Genomic DNA, 17,562 nt, shown 5'->3' with positions numbered 1-17,562 from the left:
TCCGGTCGGGTTAGACGCGCCCGATCCGGCGGGTTCGACGCCCGTCCGTCACCGGCGGTTGTGGATCCCTTCGGTCGGGTCAGTAGGCTGACTGCATGCGCGAAATGGATGTCGTCGGGGTGCGGGTGGAGATGCCGGCGAACCAACCCATGGTCCTGTTGCGTGAGGTGATCGGGCATCGCTACCTGCCGGTGTGGATCGCTGCGACGGAGGCCTCGGCCATCGCGAACGCGCAGGAGGGCGTGCTGCCGCCCCGGCCGCTGACCCACGACCTGTTGAAGGACGTGATCACCAGTCTGGGACACCGGCTCACCGAGGTGCGGATCACCAAGCTGGAGGACCGGGTCTTCCATGCGGCCCTGCTGATCGACGGCATCGAGATCTCGTCGCGGACCTCGGACGCGATCGCACTGGCGCTGCGGACCGGGTCGGACATCTACTGCGCCGACGAGGTGCTCGACGAGGCCGGCATCGAGGTGCCGGAGGCCGAGGACGACGAGGTCGAGAAGTTCCGGGAGTTCCTCGACCAGGTCTCGGCGGACGACTTCTCCACCGGCTCCGACCCGGACAAGCCCGAGGACTGACCTGACGACTGCCTGACCACCGCCGCGCGGGACCTCGATCACCGGTCGAGACTCCGGGGCACATTGCGGTGTCGGTCGGGGTGTCGCGCGGCGTGTCGTTGACCCGGACGGCCCCCGGTGCGTACCGTCAGGCAGGTAATCCCGAGCTTGGAATTACCCAGCTGCGGTTCGGCGCGAAGCCGTACCGCCCGCGCTAGTGAGGCGAAACGTGAGCAGCGAACAGCCGGCCAAGGCAGACCAGGCCCCGTCGTCCGTGCAGCGAGTCCAGCAGGACCTGCTGATCGAGGGGGACTTCTCCCCGATGCCGGCCGACGTCGGGTTCCGCGGGCCCGTCGCCTGCAGTGCCGCCGGGATCACGTACCGCCAGCTCGACTACTGGGCGCGGACCGACCTGGTGAAGCCCGAGATCCGCGCCGCCGCGGGCTCGGGGTCGCAGCGGCTGTACAGCTTCCGCGACATCTTGATGTTGAAGGTCATCAAGCGGCTGATCGACGCCGGCATCTCGCTGCAGCAGATCCGGATCGCGATCGACCACCTCCGCCAGCGCGGGGTCGACGACATCACCGGCGTCACGTTGATGTCGGACGGGGTGTCGGTGTACGAGTGCACCTCCAACGACGAGGTGATCGACCTGCTGCAGGGTGGCCAGGGCATGTTCGCGATCGGTCTGGGTGGGGTCTGGCGCGACATCGAGGGCACGCTGTCGGAGCTGCCGGCCGAGAAGCGTCAGGTCGAGGTCGCCGACGTCCAGGCGCCGCTGCTCGACGGGGACGACGAGTTCACCCGGCGTCGTCGGGCCCGCAGCGCCGGCTGACCCACACAGCGTCAGGCCAACCGACAACGACGGGCCATCCGACAACGACAGGCTGACCCGTCGACACGGTCGGCCGAGCCGGCTGCCCGACTCGCCGTCCCGTTGCCTCATGTCAAGATGCCCGCTTGGTGTGCTTCGTTGACTCATCTGAAGATGCCCGCTTGGGTTTGTCGAGTTTTTTGCGGCTGAGGTAGATGTGGTTGGTCTTGGCGCGGCGTTGGATCGTGCCGCGTCGGCGGGCGAGTTCGAGCAGGTTGCCCTGGATGTCGCTGATGCGGTGTTTCAGCTCGACCAGGTCGGTGTCGTGGTGGAGGGCGGCGAGCCGGGCCTGGTCGTGGGGGTCGAGCAGGTCGCTGTGGTCGCGTTCGAGTCGGTGGTGCGGAGTGGTGGCGGTGTCGTGGCGTTTGGTCACCTTCGCCCCGTGTCGGGTCTTGGAGAGGAGTTTCTGCTGCGGCAGGAACAGGTTGACCTGTAGTGACACCAACGGCCACAGCTGGTTGAGCAGGGCGAGCTCTCGGGGGGTGTCGTAGCGGTAGTAGCCGACGGTGCGGCGGACCACCGACCAGTTCTTCTGCTCGACGTGGGCCTGGTCGTTGGAGTGGCTGGCGCGGCCCCGGGTGAGGGTGACCTGACGGGTCTCGCACCACCGGCGGAGGTGGTGGTTGAAGCGCCCCAGGTTCTCTGCCGCTCTCATACGGGTTGCGGCTCTCGGGTGAGGGTCGCGTAGTGGGCGGCCTCGAACTCGGCCGGGGTCATGTAGTCGAGGCTACTGTGCAGGCGCCGCTGGTTGTACCAGTCGACCCAGCCGGCGGTGGCGTACTCTACGTCGGCGATCGTCTTGTAGGGACCGTCGTGGAAGACCGTGGTGCGGATGCACTCGGTCTTGAACAGGCCGATGATCGTCTCCATCAGCGCGTTGTCGTAGGCGTCGCCGACCGACCCGATCGAGGGGTGGATGCCCTCGAGCGCGAGGTGCTCGGTGTAGTGGATCGCGGTGTACTGTCGGCCGGCATCAGAGTGACAGATCAGCTCTTCGCGGGTGATCGGGGTGCCGTCGCGGCCGCGCTGCCACAACGCGATCCGCAGCGGGGTCATCACCAGGTCGACGTCGCGGACGGTCGCGGCGTGCCAGGCCACGATCTTCTGGGCGAACACATCGACGATGAAGGCGACATAGACCCAGCCGGTCCAGGTGCGGCAGTAGGTGAAGTCGGCGACCCAGACCCGGTTGGGGGCCGGGGCGGTGAAGTCGCGATCCAGCAGGTCCCCGGCGCGATTACCGTTCTTGGCCGGGATCGTGGTGCGCAGCTTCTTGCTGCGGCGGATCCCGCTCAGTTGAAGGCTTCTCATCGCCCGATCGACGCTGCCCGGGGATGCCTCGGGCAGGTGCCGGCGGACCAGCGCGGTCATCTTGCGCCGACCGTAGAGGCCCTCGGGAGTCAGCTTGCGTCGGCCGTCGCGCTCATCGATGGTCCAGGCCAGGTCACGAATCTTGTCCTCGACGATCGCGTCAGTGATCGTCCGAGCAGCGATCCTCAGGTGAGCGCGTTTCCAGGCTCGGTAGGTCCGCGCGGCGACCTGGCAGCCCTGCTCACGCAGGACCCGGCAGATCGACTCGACCGCATGGCCTTGCTCGCGCATGGTGTCGATGAATCCCATGATCAGCGGCTGCGGGGGTCGAGCTCCCCCGCGAAGAAAGACGTGGCCGCGCGTAGGATCGCCACGTCCTCACGGAGCCGACGGTTCTCCGCCTTCAGCTTCTTGATCTCTTCGTTTTCCGTCGATGGGAGACCGGGCCGCAGACCCGAGTCGACCTCAGCTTGTCGCACCCAACGGCGAACAGACTCCTTGCCGATGCCGAGCTGCCGAGCCACCGCCTCACAGGCAGCGGTCAGCGACGGATACTCCTGCTGGTGCTCGGCGACCAGCCGGACAGCGCGAGCCTTGAGCTCGCCATCGATCTTCTTGGGCATGGACTGCATCCTTCCAACTCACAAAGATGCGGCATCAAACCTGGGGCGCTTCAGGTTGATGAACTCGGACCCGTTGTCGGAATGGACACCGGCGATGTGGAACGGGAACCGCAGCCACAACTGCTCGAGCCCGGCGGCGACGATCCGTTCCCCCTTGGACCGCACGGTGATGGTCTCGGTCCAGCCGGTCGCGACGTCGGTGGCGTCCAGGCTGTAGTGGAAGTCGCCGTTGTTGTCACCACCCTCGTGACCGACCAGGTCGATCTGGATGAAGCCGGGCTCGGTGTCATTCCACTCCGCCCACGTCTTCAGCGGGATCGACGACTTCAACATCGACCCGGGCCGGGTATGGGAGATCCCCCCCCGGCGACCAGCCCCTGCCGGGCCGGCGCCAACCGGCGGTCCATCGTCGCCGCCGACATGCCGAGCAGCTGGTCGACCACGCCGTCGTCGACCCCGGTCAGCCGGCCGTGCCGCGCCATGTTGGCGACCACCTCGGGCAGCACCGCGTGGAGCCGTTTGCCGGCCGGGCCGTCCAGCGCCGACCAACACTGCTGCAGCAGCAGCGCGGTCACGTCGTCGTCATAGGTCCGGGCCGGGGCCCGACGCTTCCGTGGCCTGCTCGCCGCCCCCGGATCGGCCACCAGGGTCCGGATCGCCTTGCGGGCATGGTCACGATGCCAGCCCGTCACCTGGCAGACCGCGTCCAAGATCTCGGTCTTCTCCGCCCTGGTCGCCTTCGGCCACTTCGCCACCTGCGCCTGCGTGATCGCCCGCCGAGCCGCCATCGTCAACTCCATCCACCAAAGGGTTCCCCACGCGGGCATCTTGAGATGAGGCAACGAACCGACCCACGCGGGCATCTTGGATGAGTCAACGCGGCCGTTTCACTGTCCGACCTCGAGCGGTTATGGTGCCCCCAACCCCCGGTCGTCCGGGTGAGCCCGGTCCGCAGGAGAGGTAGCCCATGTCGCACGACCCCATCAGCCACACCGATCGCACCCCATTCGCTGATCGCCACATCGGGCCCGACACGGCCGAGACCGCGGCGATGCTGGAGCTGCTCGGGGTGACCGATCTGGACGAACTCGTCGACCAGTCGTTGCCGAGTGCGATCCGCCAGCACGACCCGCTGGGGCTGCCGGACGCGCTGACCGAGCAGGAAGTGCTGGTCAGGCTCCGCGAACTGGCGGCACGCAACAACCCGTGCACCCCGATGATCGGGCTGGGCTACCACGGCACGGTGACCCCGCCGGTGATCCGGCGCAACGTGCTGGAGGACCCGGCCTGGTACACCGCGTACACCCCGTACCAGCCCGAGATCTCGCAGGGCCGGTTGGAGGCGCTGCTCAACTTCCAGACCGTCGTGTCGGACCTGACCGGGCTGGCGACCTCCAACGCCAGCCTGCTGGACGAGTCGACCGCGGTCGCCGAGGCGATCGCGCTGGCCCGTCGGGTCCGGCCCAAGGGGCAGGTCGCGATCCTCGACGGCGACACCCTGCCGCAGACGGTGGCCGTGGTCCGGACCCGGGCCGAGGGGATGGGGATCGAGGTGGTGGTCGCCGAGGGTGACCTGGCCGACGCCCTGTTGCAGTACGACGCGTTCGCGGTGGTCGTGCAGACCCCGGGGGCCTCGGGTCGGTTGGCCCACACCGCCGAACTGCACGCCATCGCCCGGAAGGCGCACGAGAACGACGCGCTGGTGATCGCGGCCTGTGACCTGTTGGCGATGACCGTCACCGTCGCCCCGGCCACCTGGGGTGCCGACGTCGCGGTCGGGTCGAGCCAGCGGTTCGGGGTGCCGCTGTTCCACGGCGGACCGCACGCCGGGTTCATGGCGGTCGCCGCCGGGCTGGAGCGCAACCTGCCGGGCCGACTGGTCGGGGTGTCCAAGGACGCCGACGGGACGCCCGCGTTCCGGCTGGCCCTGCAGACCCGCGAGCAGCACATCCGGCGGGAGCGGGCCACCTCCAACATCTGCACCGCCCAGGTGCTGCTGGCCGTGGTCGCCAGCATGTACGCGGTCCACCACGGGCCGGACGGGTTGCGTCGGATCGCCGAGCAGGTCCACGCCGGGGCCCGGGCGATCGCCGGCGCGCTGAAGGACGGCGGCGTCGAGGTCGTGCACGGCACCTTCTTCGACACCGTGCTGGCCCGGGTGCCGGGTCGCGCCGCCACCGTCGTCGCCGCGGCGCGGGAGGCCGGGGTCCACCTGCGGTTGGTCGACGCCGACCACGTCGGGATCTCGGTGGGCGAGGATGCCCGCCCGGTCGACGTGGCCGCGGTGTGCGACGCCTTCGACGTGACGGCCGGCGCGCACCCGCACGGGTCGCTGGCCGACCACGAACGGGCGGCGGACTATCTGCTGCACCCGGTTTTCTCCGCGCACCACTCCGAGACCGACATGTTGCGCTACCTGCGGCAGCTGTCGGATCGCGACTTCGCGCTGGACCGCGGCATGATCCCGCTCGGCTCGTGCACGATGAAGCTGAACGCGACCGCCGAGATGGAGCCGATCAGTTACCCCGGCTTCGCCGACCTGCACCCGTTCGCACCCGCCGAGGACGCCGAGGGCTACCGCGAGCTGATCGACGAACTGCAGGGTTGGCTGGCCGAGGTGACCGGGTACGCGGCGGTGTCGATCCAGCCGAACGCCGGCTCGCAGGGCGAGCTCGCCGGGTTGCTGGCGATCCGCGGCTACCACCGGTCGCGGGGTGACGAGCAACGTGACGTCTGCCTGATCCCGTCGTCGGCCCACGGCACGAACGCCGCGTCGGCGGCGATGGCCGGGATGCGGGTCGTCGTGATCAAGGCTGCCGACGACGGCTCGGTCGACCTGGCCGACCTCGAGGCGAAGCTGGCGGCCCACGCCGATCGGGTGGCCGCGATCATGGTCACCTACCCGTCGACCCACGGTGTCTTCGAGGAGGGCATCACCCGGTTGTGCGAGCTGGTGCACGCCGCCGGGGGCCAGGTGTACGTCGACGGGGCCAACCTGAACGCCCTCCTCGGACTCGCCAGGCCCGGCCAGTTCGGTGCGGACGTGTCACACCTCAACCTCCACAAGACGTTCTGCATCCCGCACGGGGGTGGCGGCCCGGGGGTGGGCCCGGTCGGCGTCGGTGCCCATCTGGTGCCGTTCCTGCCGGGGCACCCGATGACGCCGGGGGCGGACACGACGGATGACACGGGTGTGGGTGAGGGCGCCGTGGGAGAGGGCGTCGTGGGAGAGGGCGTCGGTCCGGTGTCGGCAGCACCGTACGGGTCGGCCGGCATCCTGCCGATCAGCTACGCCTACATGGCGATGATGGGGCCGGACGGGTTGAAGCGGGCCACCGAGTACGCCCTGCTTGGCGCGAACTACATCGCCGCCCGGCTCGGCGAGCACTTCCCGGTGCTGTACACCGGCCGCAACGGCCGGGTCGCCCACGAGTGCATCCTCGACCTGCGTCGGCTGACGAAAGAGACCGGTGTCACCGTCGACGACGTCGCCAAGCGGCTGATCGACCACGGCTTCCACGCGCCGACCATGAGCTTCCCGGTGGCCGGCACGTTGATGGTCGAGCCGACCGAGTCGGAGTCGAAGGACGAGCTCGACCGGTTCTGCGATGCGATGATCGCGATCCGCGGCGAGATCGATGCGGTGGCCCAAGGAACCTGGCCGATCGGCGACAGCCCGCTCCGCAACGCCCCGCACACCCTGGCCCGGGTCACCGCCGACGAGTGGCCGTACGCGTACCCGCGCTCGGTGGGTGGGTTCCCGGCCGGCCGTCACCTCGGGCCGATCGGGGCGACCGGCCGGGACAAGTACTGGCCGGCGGCCTCGCGGATCGACCAGGCGTTCGGTGACCGGAACCTGGTCTGCACCTGCCCCCCGCCCGAAGCGTACGAGGACTGAGCGACGGAGGCGTACGAGGACTGAGCGCCGGAGGCGTACGAGGACTGAGCGCGGCGCCCCGGTCAGCGCAGGGTGTCGCTGTTGGGCAGTTCCTGGTTCTGTTCGGTCCAGCCGGGGGCGGTCGACTCGAGGGCGGGTGGCTGCCGGCCGGTGTCGAGTGCGTTCAGCTTGCGCAGCCGACGGCGGTCCCACCAGTTGGCGCCGCGGATCTTGAGTGAGCCCATGCCCATGGTTCCCGACAGCATCAGCAACGGGCTGCCCGGGGTGGCGATCGTGGGGACCTTGGAGGTCACCGAACCCCACGACTTGCCCACGTTGTCGATGTTGGCGGCCCAGCCCTCGGGCACCACGAGCAGGATCGAGCCGGCTCCACCGGAGATGTAGACTTGGACGATCTGGTGGTCGCAGGTGGCCTGCAGGAAGTCGAGCTTGACCGATCCCATGCCGCCGTGGATGTCGATGAACTCGGGGACGGTCCACACACCGCTGCGCTTGTCGCTGCTCATGCCACCCTCGAGCCGAAGCTTCGGCGGGTGGGCCGGCGGCGGTGCGACGGCCCGGCTCGACGGGGGAGCCACCGGTAGGTCGGCGACGATTCGGTCGAGGTCGCCGAAGGTGCGGGCACCCCGGACCGTCTCGGCCCGTTCGATCAACTCGTCTGAGGTCAGGCGCCCCTCGTCGGCCGCTGCGCGCAGCGTGGTGACGACGGCATCACGATCGGCATCGCCGACCCGGAGGTCTCGGGGGTCCACGCGTTCGATGCTACCCGCTGCCCCCGGGTGCTGATCGGGTCGGTTGGCTCAGCCGCCGTTGACCTGTTCGGCCGCACCGTCGGCACGGATCGCGAGCTCGACGTCCAACTGGGTCACCCCACCCTCGGAGTGGGTGGCCAGGGTGACCACGACCGTGTCGTACCGGATGTCGATGTCGGGGTGGTGCTGCATCTGCTCGGCCTCGTCGGCCAGCAGTGTGACGAACTTGATCGACTGTCCGAACCCGTCGAACGAGAACCGGCCCTCGATCGTCTCCGGTTCGACGGTCCAGCGTTGGTGCTCGACGAGTTGGCGCTTGACCTCTTCGGTCTCGAGGAGTCGTGGCATGCCCTCCACACAATCCCGGACCTCGGCCCATGTCAACCGTCAGGCCGACTGGATCTACAGTTCCGGCGTGGACTGGCCCGACCTCGTGACGCGCGTCGTGCCGATCCTGTACTTCCTGGTCATGATCACCGTCGTCGCCGAACTGGCTGACCGGATGGGACTCTTCACCGCGTTGGGCAACCTCGCCACCCGGGTCAGCCGTGGCCGGGTACTGGTGCTGTGGCTGTTGCTGGTGGTGATCTCGGTGGCGACGACGGCGGTGCTGTCGCTCGACACCACCGCGGTGCTGATCACCCCGGTGGCGCTGGCGTTGGCGAAACAGCACCGACTGCACCCGGTGCTGGCCACCTGGACCTGCGTCTGGGTGGCGAACTGTGCCTCCTTGACGTTGCCGGTCGCCAACCTCACGAACCTGTTGACCCTGTCGCACCCGGCCCGGCACCTGACCGCCGACGACTGGCTGTCGACGACCTGGGCGCCGGCGTTGGTGGGCGTGGTCGTGCCACTGGTGGTGTTGGCCGTACGCCATCGCCACGACCTGCGCGGTCGCATCACCCAGCGCCCCGATCCGGTCGAGCGCCGCGGGCTGGTGTGGGCGGCCGGGCTGGTGTGTGCCGGGTTGGCCGGCGCGTTCGTCCTCGGTGCGCCGGTACCGCTGGCCGCCGGCACCGCCGCGCTGCTGTTGGGCGTGTGCTGTGTGGTCGCCGCACCTCACCACCTGGACGTGCGGATCCTGCCGTGGCGCACGGTGATCGGGGTGTCGGTGCTGTTCGTGGTGGTCACCGCCGTCCATCAGGTGGGGCTGTCCGAGCTGGTGCTGGTGGCGACCGGTGCCGGGGACGACGGCTGGTCACTGGTGCGGTTGGCCGGGGTGTCGGCACTGGTGTCGAACGTGATCAACAACCTGCCCGCCTACCTGGCGCTGGAGCCGGCGGCCGATTCCGTACGACGGACGATCGCGGTGCTGGTGGGGACGAACATGGGGCCGCTGGTCACCCCGTGGGCCAGTGTGGCGACGCTGCTGTGGGCCGATCGGTGCCGGGCGGCAGGTGTGCCCGTGGCGTGGGGGCCGCTGGCCGGTTGGGGTGCGGTCGTCGCCGTGCTGACCGTCGGCCTGGCGGTCGGCGCGACCGTACTGACCGTCGCGGCCTAGCATGAGGGCCATGGACGGGCTGACACCGGAGCAGGCGACCAAGATCATCTCGATGCTGATGGATCACGCCAGGGCGGGGGAGACCGCCGACCTGCTGGAGTACCTCGACCACGGCCTCGACGTCGACACCCGCGACGCCGAGGGCAACACGGCCCTGATGTTGGCCGCCTACCACGGCCGCGCCGAAACCGTACGGGCGCTGATCGGCCGGGGTGCCGACGTCGACCTGCGCAACAACCGCGACCAGTCGCCGATCGCCGGTGCACTGTTCAAGGGCGAGAACGAGATCGTGGTCGCGCTGCGCGATGCCGGGGCCGACCTCGACGCGGGGACGCCATCGGCGCGGGCCGCGGCGGAGATGTTCGGGCGGTCCGACCTGCTCGGCTGAGTCGACGGCCTCGCCCTGCCAGCAGCACGGCGGCGGCCCCGTCGTACCGCCGCGTAATAGGCTCGCCCGGACGGGTCGGGACAAGACGACAGGAGTGGCCAACGTGGTGGAACGGCTGAAGGGTCTGATGACCATTCCGTGGGTCGAGCACCTGCTGCGTGCCAACACCCGCTTCAACGGCCGACTCGGCAACCAGTTCGGCGCGGCGATGACGTACTTCTCGGTGTTGGCGATGGTGCCGGTGCTGATGTTCGCCTTCGCGACCCTGGGGTTCGTCCTCGAGCTGCGCCCCGACCTGTTGCAACTGGTCAAGGACGAAGCGGTCAAGCTGGCCGACGCCGGGCCGGACGCCACCGACAAGATCGGTGCCTGGATCGACAACACGCTGTCCAGCTACCGCACGATCGGGCTCGTGTCGCTGGCGACCGCGGCGTACGCCGGTAGTGGCTGGGTCGGCAACCTGAAGAGTGCCATCCGGGCGCAGTGGCGGCCCGACTTCGACATGTCCGAGGACAAGCGCAACATCGTTCTCGAGACCCTGGTCAACTTTGCGCTGTTGTTGGCGCTGTTGGTGATGGTCGGAGTCACCTTCGCCATCGCCTCGGTCGGCACCTCGCTGAACAACGAGGTGGCGGCCCTGCTCGGCCTGGACCAGATCCCGGGGATGGGGTTCGTCCTCCGGCTCGTTCCGGTGCTGCTGTCGGCGGCGGCGGGCTGGGTGCTGTTCATGTTCATCTACTGGGTGTTCCCGCAGACCCCCGTGGCGCTGAAGGCGCGGATGCGGGGGTCACTGATCGCGGCGATCGGCCTGGGCATCCTGCAGTACGGTGCCACCGGGCTGTTCGGGGTCTTCGGCGGGAACGCGGCGGTGTCGGTGTTCGGACCGGTGATCGTGTTGATGTTGGTGCTCAACCTGTTCGCCCGGCTGATCCTGTTCGTGGCGGCCTGGATCGCCACCACCGACCAGCCGGCCCTGTCGGCCTCGGACCGCAAGCCGACCTTCGACCCGTACGCCCCCGTCCAGGGTCCGCCGACGCCGCGGATTCCGATGCGACCCCGTGACCGGTACGCCGCGGTGTTCGCCGCGACGCCGGAGAAGGGTCGTACGAAGTGGGTCCCCGGCGAGGGACAGGAATGGGTCACCCAGGACGTGGCGAAGCAGGCCGTCAAGGCCGGGATGGGCGCCGGTTGGGCGTCCGGGATCGGGCTCGGGCTCGGGGTCGGCGCCACCGTCGCCGGTGCGGTGTCGGCGATCAGCCGACGGTTCCGCAGGAAGTGACGGCGGCGACCAGGGACGACCGGGACGCCGTGCTCAGTGCTGGACGACGGCCGGCTTCGGCTGCGGCTGGCCGATCTGGTCGAGCAGGTCGACGTACCAGTCGGTGGTGATGTCGAACGCCTTGCCACCGGCGATCCGGTCGAAGGCTATGACGCCGACCCGGTCCCCGTCCTCCTCGTCCTGGCCGACCACGCCGGGCTCACCCGACAGCGCGGCCTCGACGGCCAGGTCGCACAGCTGCGAGATCAACGCCAGGTCGGCGGCGTTCGCCGGGGCCGACCGGGAGAAGTAGCCGGACTTCTGCACCATCACCTTCTCGGCTCCCAGGCGTGCGGCGAACTGCTTGCCGAACCAGGCACCCGGATTGATCGTGTCGAGCTTGACGTGGCCGAAGGCGTCGCGGGCGACCTCCTCGCCGTCGGCCTCCAGTTCGGCGATCACCTTGTCCACGCCGGCACCCTCGGACAGGAAGATGTTGACGTTGCCGACCTCGTCGAGGATCGCCCTGAGCCGGGTCGCCTCGGCGTCGAGGTCGAGCTCACCCTCGGGGACGTAAACGGCGTGGACCTCCCACTCGTTGCGGTCCAGCCCGATGGCCGGCAGCCACTCGCGGCCGTCGAGCCAGCTGCGGTAGGCCTGTGCGGTGGCGGCGGTGAGCCAGCCGCAGTTGCGTCCCATCACCTCGTGGATGATCACCATCCGTGAGGCCGAGTTGTGCTCGGCGATGATGTTCTGGGCGAACCGCGAGCCCTGCTCGGCGGCCGTCCAGGCACCCAGCGACTGCTTGATCGGGATCACGTCGTTGTCGATCGTCTTCGGCAACCCGACCACGGTCAGCTGGTGGCCCTCCTTGGCCAGGAAGGCGGCCAGGTCGGCGGCGGTGGTGTTGGTGTCGTCACCGCCGATGGTGTGGAGGACGTCGACCCCGTCGGTGATCAGCCGGTCGGCAGCCGCGCGCAGCGGGTCGGTGCCCTCGGCGACCAGGCCACGCTTGACCAGGTCGGCGGCGTTGGTGAGCTTCACCCGCGAGTTGCCGATGGGGGAGCCGCCGTACTCGGTCAGCAGCTCCGCACCCGCCCGGACCTCGTCGGTGATCTCGATCGACTGGCCCGCCAGCAGCCCCTGGTAGCCGTACTCGTACGCGATCAGCTCGACCTCCGGCGCGACCTCGGTGTAGCGGCGGATCAGCAGACCCAGCGCGGCGGACAGGCACGGGGCGAAACCACCGGCGGTGAGGAAGGCGACCTTGGCGACCATGGCACTCCTGGGTTCGAGGGTTGGTGTTCGGATCGTTGGTGTTCGGATCTCGTTGTTGTTCGGATCGGGGGAGGCAGTGCCCCGATGGCCCCAGCGTAGTGCGGTGAAGCGGTCCGCGACCGGGGTGCGTCCGGACCGTGGTCAGATGCGCTCGCCGGCCAGGAACACCGCGCCCGGGCCGTTGGCCGCCTCGGTGTCGTCGGGATTGTTGAGGGCACACCTGTCGAGGCTGAGGCAGCCGCAGCCGATGCAACTGTCGAGGCGGTCGCGGAGGCTCTCGAGCTGCCGGATCCGGGCGTTGATGCGTGGCCGCCACGACGCCGAGAGCCGAGCCCAGTCACCCCGGCTGGGGGCCCGACCCGCCGGCAACGTTGTCAGTGCCTCGCGGATCTCCTCCAGTGACAGCCCGACCTGTTGGGCGGTCCGGACGAACGCCACCCGCCGCAGTTCGCTGCGTTCGAACCGGCGTTGGTTGCCGAGGGTGCGCTCGGCCGTGATCAGGCCGAGGCTCTCATAGAAGCGCACGCCTGACGGTGCCACCCCGGAGCGGCGGCTGAACTCGGCCATGGTGAGCAGATCATGGGTGTCGACGGTCACGCCCGCCACCATAGCTCAAGTGAACTTGAGTTCATCCGGTGAGTTGACACCGGTTCAGGGGGTGAGCAGGACCTTCACGTGGTCACCGCCGGCGGCGAGGGCGAAGGCGTCGGCGGCCTGCGCCAACGGGCGGTGGCCGGTGACGAACACCTCGGTCGGGACGGCACCGGAGCGGAGGATCTCGATCGCGGTGTCATAGTCGGTCGGTACGTAGGTGGCGCTGCCCTGGATCCGGATCTGTTGGTCCTGCACCAGGTGGAGCGGGACGACCACGTCACCGGTGGGGACACCGACCACGACGACCGTGCCACCCTTGCCGGCCAGGCCGATCGCCTGTCGTACGGTCGATTCGACGGCGACACAGTCGAACACCACGTCCGCCGACTCGCCGAGCAGGCCACGGACTTGGGCCACCATGTCGTCGGCCCGCCCGTCGACCACCGCATCGGCCCCCAGCCGTTCGGCGATGGCCCGCTTGGCCGGCAGCGGGTCCGACACCACGATGCGGGTCGCCCCGGCGTGCCGGGCTGCGACCAGCTGGAGCAGCCCGATGGTCCCGGCACCGATGATCACCACGGTCCGGCCGAGCAAGGGACCGGCCAGCTCCGCGGCGTGCACCGGTGTCGACAGCGGCTCGATCAGCGCCGCCTGGTCGTCGGTGAGGTCATCGGGGACGTGGTGCAACCGGTTCGCCGGGATGGTGCTGCGCTCGGCGAAGCCGCCCTGTTCGTACGCGCAGCCGAAGAACCGCAGGCGCTCGCAGAGGTTGGGGCGACCCGTCCGGCACGGCTTGCAGTCCTCGGCGGGAAAACCGGGCTCGACGACCCGGAGGGCGACACAGCTCAGCGGTGGTTCGACGACCACCCGGTCGCCGACCTGCCAGTCACCGACGCCGTCGCCGAGGGCGGTGATCGTCGCGACCAGCTCGTGGCCGGGGTGGTAGGGGAGGCTGACGAACGGGTGTCGGCCGGCGGCGGCGTGCAGGTCCGAGCCGCACACCCCGCCGCGGACCAGTGCCAGCTGCACCTCGCCGGACGCCGGTTGCGGCTCGGGGCCCATGATCACCTGTACTCCGTCGGAGTCCACGACCACGATCCGTCGCTGTGGTGCCACCCTCGTACCTCCTGCTCGACAACTGTGGCCCTGAAGGGCTTCTCGGCGATCCGTGCGGGACGACCGGTCAGGACAGCCCGGTGATCACGCCGTCGTCGCTGATGTCCATCCCGACCGCGGCCGGATGTTTCGGCAGCCCGGGCATCGTCATGATGTCACCACAGATCGCGACCACGAAGCCGGCGCCCGCGTTCAGTCGGACCTCCCGGATGTTGATCACGTGGTCGGTGGGTGCGCCGCGCCGGGTGGCGTCGGTGGAGAACGAGTACTGGGTCTTGGCCAGGCAGACCGGGAGGTGCCCGTACCCGGCGCGGGTGATCCGTCGCAGGTCACGCCTGGCCGCACGGTCCAGGGTGATCCCGCTGGCGTGGTGGACCCGCCGGGCCACCGTCTCGATCTTCGTGACCAAATCGAGGTCGTCGTCGTAGGTCAACGAGAACGGCTTGCCGCGCGGTTCGCCCAGTTGGGCGATGACGGCGCGGGCCAGCGCCTCGGCCCCGGCACCGCCGTCGACGAAGTGGGTCGCCGCGGCCGCCTTGACCCCACGTTCGGCGAGCAGCTCGACCAAACGGTCGACCTCCGCCTCGGTGTCGTCGGGGAACCGGTTGATCGCCACCACGACGTCCAGCCCGAAGACCTCACGCAGATTGGCCAGATGTCTGTCCAGGTTGACCATTCCGGCCTCCATGGCCGCCACGTCGGCGTTGCCGACGTCGGTCACCGCCACGCCACCGTGGTACTTCAGGGCGCGAACGGTGGCCACCACGACGGCCAGGTCGGGCACCAGCCCGGTCTTGCGGCACAGGATGTCGACGAACTTCTCGGCCCCCAGGTCGGCGCCGAAGCCCGCCTCGGTCACCACCACGTCGGCGAGCGCGGTCGCGGTCCGGGTGGCGATCGCGGAGTTGCACCCGTGCGCGATGTTGGCGAAGGGGCCACCGTGGACGAAGAACGGTGAGTGCTCCAAGGACTGCACCAGGTTGGGGGCCAACGCACCGGCCAGCACCGTGGCCATGGCCCCGTCGGCACCGAGGTCGCGAGCGGTGACGAGATCACCGGAGCGGGTGCGGCCGATCACCACGTCACCGATGCGTCGGCGCAGGTCGGCCAGCGAATCGGTCAGGCAGAAGATGGCCATCAGCTCGGAGGCGACCACGATGTCGAAGCCGTCCTGCCGGGTCGGCCCGTTGCCGGAGCCCAGGCCGACCACGACGTCACGCAGCGCCCGATCGTTGAGGTCGAGCACTCGTCGCCAGGTGATGCTGGTCGGGTCGATGTCGAGCTGGTTGCCGTGGTGCAGGTGGTTGTCGATCATCGCGGCGAGCAGGTTGTTGGCCGCGGCGATGGCGGCGAAGTCGCCGGTGAAGTGGAGGTTGATGTCGACCATCGGGACGACCTGGGCGTACCCGCCGCCGGCCGCACCACCCTTCATCCCGAACACCGGACCCATCGACGGTTCACGCAGGCACCCCATCGCCGTCGTGCCGATGCGGTTGAGGGCGTCGACCAGCCCCACCGTGGTGGTGGTCTTGCCCTCGCCGGCGGGGGTGGGGGAGATCGCGGTGACCAGCACCAGCTTGCTGCCGTCGCGGGGTGGGAGCTGTCGACAGTGCTCGAGGTCGACCTTGGCCTTGTCGTGTCCGAACGGGATGAGGTGGTCCCGGCTGATCCCGAGGCGGTCGGCGATGTCGGTGATCGGGCGGAGCTCGGCAGCAGTGGCGATCTCGATGTCGGTCAGCATGCGCGTGATCGTACGAGCCACGGCCGGGCCACGGCAACGATCACCGACACGTCGCGTCCGACGGCCGGGGTGGACCGGTGGTTCAGTGCCGTCCGCGGGGGACCTGCAGGTCGGCCACCAGCGGGCGGTGGTCCGCCGCGGAGGCGGCGAGCAGGGTGTCGGGGACGTCGGCGCCCAGGATCGTCACGTGCGAGCTGACGGCGATGTGGTCGATCCGCGACCGCGGGACCGCCGCCGGGTAGGTCGGCTCGTCGTTGAACCCGATCACGTTGGTGAGCGGGTCCCACAGCGGCTGCAGTTCCGGAGCCGGATCGGTGGCGTTCAGGTCACCGGTCAGGATGTGGGTGGCCGAGGGGTCGTGGGCGGCCAGGATCGCGACCGTGTCGGCGACCTGCAACTCCCGGACGGTGGGGTCGCCACGGTAGTCGAGGTGGGTCGAGTACACGTGGACACGGGCACCCTGGACCAGAATCTCGGCCTCGGCGAAGCCGGGGGCCGGCTTCGGGGTCGGGTTGGGATCCTGCGTCGACAGCCGGTGGATCTCATGGTTGGTGAACTCCATGATCCGGTAGCGGCTCAGCACGGCGACCCCGAACTGGCGGCGTGGCTCGCCCGGGTTCGCCGGCTCCATGTCGTAGATCGGCGCGAACCCGACATACATGCCGAGCCGGTCGGCGATCTCCTGCGCGACGTCGAGGTTGTTGCTGCGGGCACCCCAGTGGACGTCGACCTCCTGCAGGCCGATCACGTCGGCGTCGAGCTCGGCGATCGCCGCGGAGATCCGATCAAGGTCGAAGACGCCGTCCTCACCGGCGCCGTAGCGGATGTTGTACGAGGCGACGCGCAGGTCGACCGGCGGTGGCGCGGTGGCATGGGCGGGAACGGTGAGACCGGACACCACCAACAACGCAGTGGTGACCAGCACGGCCAGTCGGGCAAGGGCGGTACGCATGGGCGGTCTCCTCCGGGGACACGGGCATCAGGGCCCGTTCGGTGAGCAGGTCGATGGCTCGGTGAGCCGACACCTGACACTAGCGAAACGCTCTGCTGGGGTGGGGAAAGTCTGTGCAGCCACTGGGTGGCCGTCGGGTGAACGGGCGACGGTGCGGCCCGGCCGGTGTCGGGGCGCCGGAGCGGCTCAGCTGCCGAACGGGTTCAGCACGGTGAGCAGCACGATGACCATCGCCACCACGGACGCCACCATGATCAACACCAGCAGGGCCACGATGATCACGGCCTTGAGCAGGTAGCCCTTGGTGGAGACGTCGGACCGGGAGCCACTGCTGAGGTGGTCGGCCAGCAGTCGGGCGTTCATCCGGTTGGCACGGAAGGCGACGTCGGCCAGGTCGCCGGCGAACGGGATCCACCCCAGGGCCGTGTCCAGCAACAGGTTCAGGCACATCCGCAACAGCATCGGGATGGGGACCCGAGCCCGGACGGCCTCGACCAGGATGGTCGTCGACAGCACCGTGCCGGCGGCATCGCCCACCCCGGGGAAGAGTCCGATCAGCGAATCCAGTCCGATCCCGATCTTGGTACCGGGGATGGTGACCAGGTCGTCCATGAACCGCGCGATGGTCCGGGTCCGTCGCAGCCGTGGGTCGCCGGGGCCGGGATCGCCGGGATCGTCGGGGCTCATGGCACCGATGCTAGACGTAGGACGCG

18 protein-coding genes and 1 other annotated feature are annotated in these 17,562 nt (G+C 69.4%); of the genes, 6 read left to right on the top strand and 12 right to left on the bottom strand.

The genetic code is table 11. From position 1 onward, the window contains the following. Nucleotides 1-95 precede the first annotated feature (95 nt). Both ACQBAU_RS09970 and ACQBAU_RS09965 read left to right on the top strand, forming a co-directional pair. A complete protein-coding gene (locus tag ACQBAU_RS09970) occupies nucleotides 96-584 on the top strand; it encodes a bifunctional nuclease family protein (protein WP_434548992.1) in 489 nt (162 codons plus the stop codon). Nucleotides 585-792: 208 nt separating this feature from the next. After that, nucleotides 793-1,398, top strand: a complete 606-nt coding sequence (locus ACQBAU_RS09965) for a MerR family transcriptional regulator (RefSeq protein WP_434548991.1) — start codon at nucleotides 793-795, stop codon at nucleotides 1,396-1,398. 112 nt (nucleotides 1,399-1,510) lie between these two features. On the opposite strand, the gene ACQBAU_RS09960 is transcribed toward ACQBAU_RS09965, so the two are convergent. The 4 genes from ACQBAU_RS09960 to ACQBAU_RS09945 form a co-directional block, all read right to left on the bottom strand. After that, nucleotides 1,511-2,092 (bottom strand): hypothetical protein, encoded by a 582-nt coding sequence (locus ACQBAU_RS09960; protein WP_465259351.1) that lies wholly within the window; start codon nucleotides 2,090-2,092, stop codon nucleotides 1,511-1,513. Continuing rightward, nucleotides 2,089-3,371, bottom strand: a protein-coding gene (locus ACQBAU_RS09955) for an IS3 family transposase (RefSeq protein WP_465259350.1) whose coding sequence is annotated in 2 segments (ribosomal slippage) — nucleotides 2,089-3,098 and nucleotides 3,098-3,371 — 1,284 coding nt in all. Because the reading frame shifts where the segments join, the coding sequence is not laid out codon by codon here. Before ACQBAU_RS09955 ends, ACQBAU_RS09960 begins: the two co-directional genes overlap by 4 nt. Beyond that, nucleotides 2,968-3,102 (bottom strand) — a sequence feature (AL1L pseudoknot). Its footprint overlaps the gene before it by 135 nt. A gap of 18 nt (nucleotides 3,372-3,389) precedes the next feature. Then, nucleotides 3,390-3,704 carry an integrase catalytic domain-containing protein gene (locus ACQBAU_RS09950; RefSeq protein WP_465259349.1) on the bottom strand — a complete coding sequence of 105 codons (315 nt, stop codon included), beginning with the start codon at nucleotides 3,702-3,704 and terminating at the stop codon, nucleotides 3,390-3,392. Continuing rightward, a complete protein-coding gene (locus ACQBAU_RS09945; protein ID WP_465259348.1) occupies nucleotides 3,698-4,171 on the bottom strand; it encodes a hypothetical protein in 474 nt (157 codons plus the stop codon). The genes ACQBAU_RS09950 and ACQBAU_RS09945 overlap by 7 nt, the downstream gene beginning before the upstream one ends. A 167-nt stretch (nucleotides 4,172-4,338) precedes the next feature. On the opposite strand from ACQBAU_RS09945, the gene gcvP reads away from it, so the two are divergent. Continuing rightward, nucleotides 4,339-7,269, top strand: a complete 2,931-nt coding sequence (gene gcvP / locus ACQBAU_RS09940) for an aminomethyl-transferring glycine dehydrogenase (protein ID WP_465257042.1) — start codon at nucleotides 4,339-4,341, stop codon at nucleotides 7,267-7,269. Between the two features lie 62 nt (nucleotides 7,270-7,331). Here gcvP and ACQBAU_RS09935 read toward each other — a convergent pair whose 3' ends face one another. Then, complete coding sequence (locus ACQBAU_RS09935; protein WP_465257041.1) at nucleotides 7,332-8,021, bottom strand: DUF1707 SHOCT-like domain-containing protein; 690 nt, start codon at nucleotides 8,019-8,021, stop codon at nucleotides 7,332-7,334. Nucleotides 8,022-8,069: 48 nt separating this feature from the next. Next, nucleotides 8,070-8,369, bottom strand: a complete 300-nt coding sequence (locus ACQBAU_RS09930; RefSeq protein ID WP_434548988.1) for a 4a-hydroxytetrahydrobiopterin dehydratase — start codon at nucleotides 8,367-8,369, stop codon at nucleotides 8,070-8,072. 67 nt (nucleotides 8,370-8,436) lie between these two features. Between ACQBAU_RS09930 and ACQBAU_RS09925 the strand changes: the two genes are divergently transcribed. From ACQBAU_RS09925 to ACQBAU_RS09915, 3 genes are all read left to right on the top strand, one after another. Then, a complete protein-coding gene (locus ACQBAU_RS09925) occupies nucleotides 8,437-9,522 on the top strand; it encodes an ArsB/NhaD family transporter (protein ID WP_465257040.1) in 1,086 nt (361 codons plus the stop codon). Nucleotides 9,523-9,532: 10 nt separating this feature from the next. Continuing rightward, nucleotides 9,533-9,910, top strand: coding sequence for an ankyrin repeat domain-containing protein (locus ACQBAU_RS09920; protein WP_434548986.1), 378 nt, complete (start codon nucleotides 9,533-9,535; stop codon nucleotides 9,908-9,910). Nucleotides 9,911-10,037: 127 nt separating this feature from the next. Next, nucleotides 10,038-11,189 (top strand): YhjD/YihY/BrkB family envelope integrity protein, encoded by a 1,152-nt coding sequence (locus tag ACQBAU_RS09915; RefSeq protein ID WP_465257039.1) that lies wholly within the window; start codon nucleotides 10,038-10,040, stop codon nucleotides 11,187-11,189. Nucleotides 11,190-11,222: 33 nt separating this feature from the next. On the opposite strand, the gene ACQBAU_RS09910 is transcribed toward ACQBAU_RS09915, so the two are convergent. The 6 genes from ACQBAU_RS09910 to ACQBAU_RS09885 all read right to left on the bottom strand — a co-directional run bounded on the left by ACQBAU_RS09910 (nucleotide 11,223) and on the right by ACQBAU_RS09885 (nucleotide 17,536). After that, nucleotides 11,223-12,446 (bottom strand): pyrophosphate--fructose-6-phosphate 1-phosphotransferase, encoded by a 1,224-nt coding sequence (locus tag ACQBAU_RS09910; RefSeq protein ID WP_465257038.1) that lies wholly within the window; start codon nucleotides 12,444-12,446, stop codon nucleotides 11,223-11,225. Between the two features lie 141 nt (nucleotides 12,447-12,587). Beyond that, the gene (gene soxR, locus ACQBAU_RS09905; RefSeq protein ID WP_434548983.1) at nucleotides 12,588-13,043 is read right to left on the bottom strand and encodes a redox-sensitive transcriptional activator SoxR; all 456 of its coding nucleotides are present in this window, start codon (nucleotides 13,041-13,043) and stop codon (nucleotides 12,588-12,590) included. Between the two features lie 54 nt (nucleotides 13,044-13,097). Further along, nucleotides 13,098-14,156 carry a zinc-dependent alcohol dehydrogenase gene (locus ACQBAU_RS09900; RefSeq protein WP_465257037.1) on the bottom strand — a complete coding sequence of 353 codons (1,059 nt, stop codon included), beginning with the start codon at nucleotides 14,154-14,156 and terminating at the stop codon, nucleotides 13,098-13,100. 67 nt (nucleotides 14,157-14,223) lie between these two features. Next, nucleotides 14,224-15,897 carry a formate--tetrahydrofolate ligase gene (locus tag ACQBAU_RS09895; protein ID WP_465257036.1) on the bottom strand — a complete coding sequence of 558 codons (1,674 nt, stop codon included), beginning with the start codon at nucleotides 15,895-15,897 and terminating at the stop codon, nucleotides 14,224-14,226. 82 nt (nucleotides 15,898-15,979) lie between these two features. After that, complete coding sequence (locus ACQBAU_RS09890; protein ID WP_465257035.1) at nucleotides 15,980-16,849, bottom strand: endonuclease/exonuclease/phosphatase family protein; 870 nt, start codon at nucleotides 16,847-16,849, stop codon at nucleotides 15,980-15,982. 186 nt (nucleotides 16,850-17,035) lie between these two features. Continuing rightward, nucleotides 17,036-17,536 carry a DUF4112 domain-containing protein gene (locus tag ACQBAU_RS09885; RefSeq protein ID WP_434548979.1) on the bottom strand — a complete coding sequence of 167 codons (501 nt, stop codon included), beginning with the start codon at nucleotides 17,534-17,536 and terminating at the stop codon, nucleotides 17,036-17,038. Nucleotides 17,537-17,562: the final 26 nt, after the last annotated feature.

Origin of the sequence: Carbonicoccus niuqiaonis (assembly GCF_050157065.1) — a bacterium.
Classification (GTDB): domain Bacteria; phylum Actinomycetota; class Actinomycetes; order Propionibacteriales; family Propionibacteriaceae; genus Avipropionibacterium.
The sequence above is the reverse complement of the archived record's forward strand: the minus strand, read 5'-3'. Positions and strand labels throughout refer to the sequence as shown.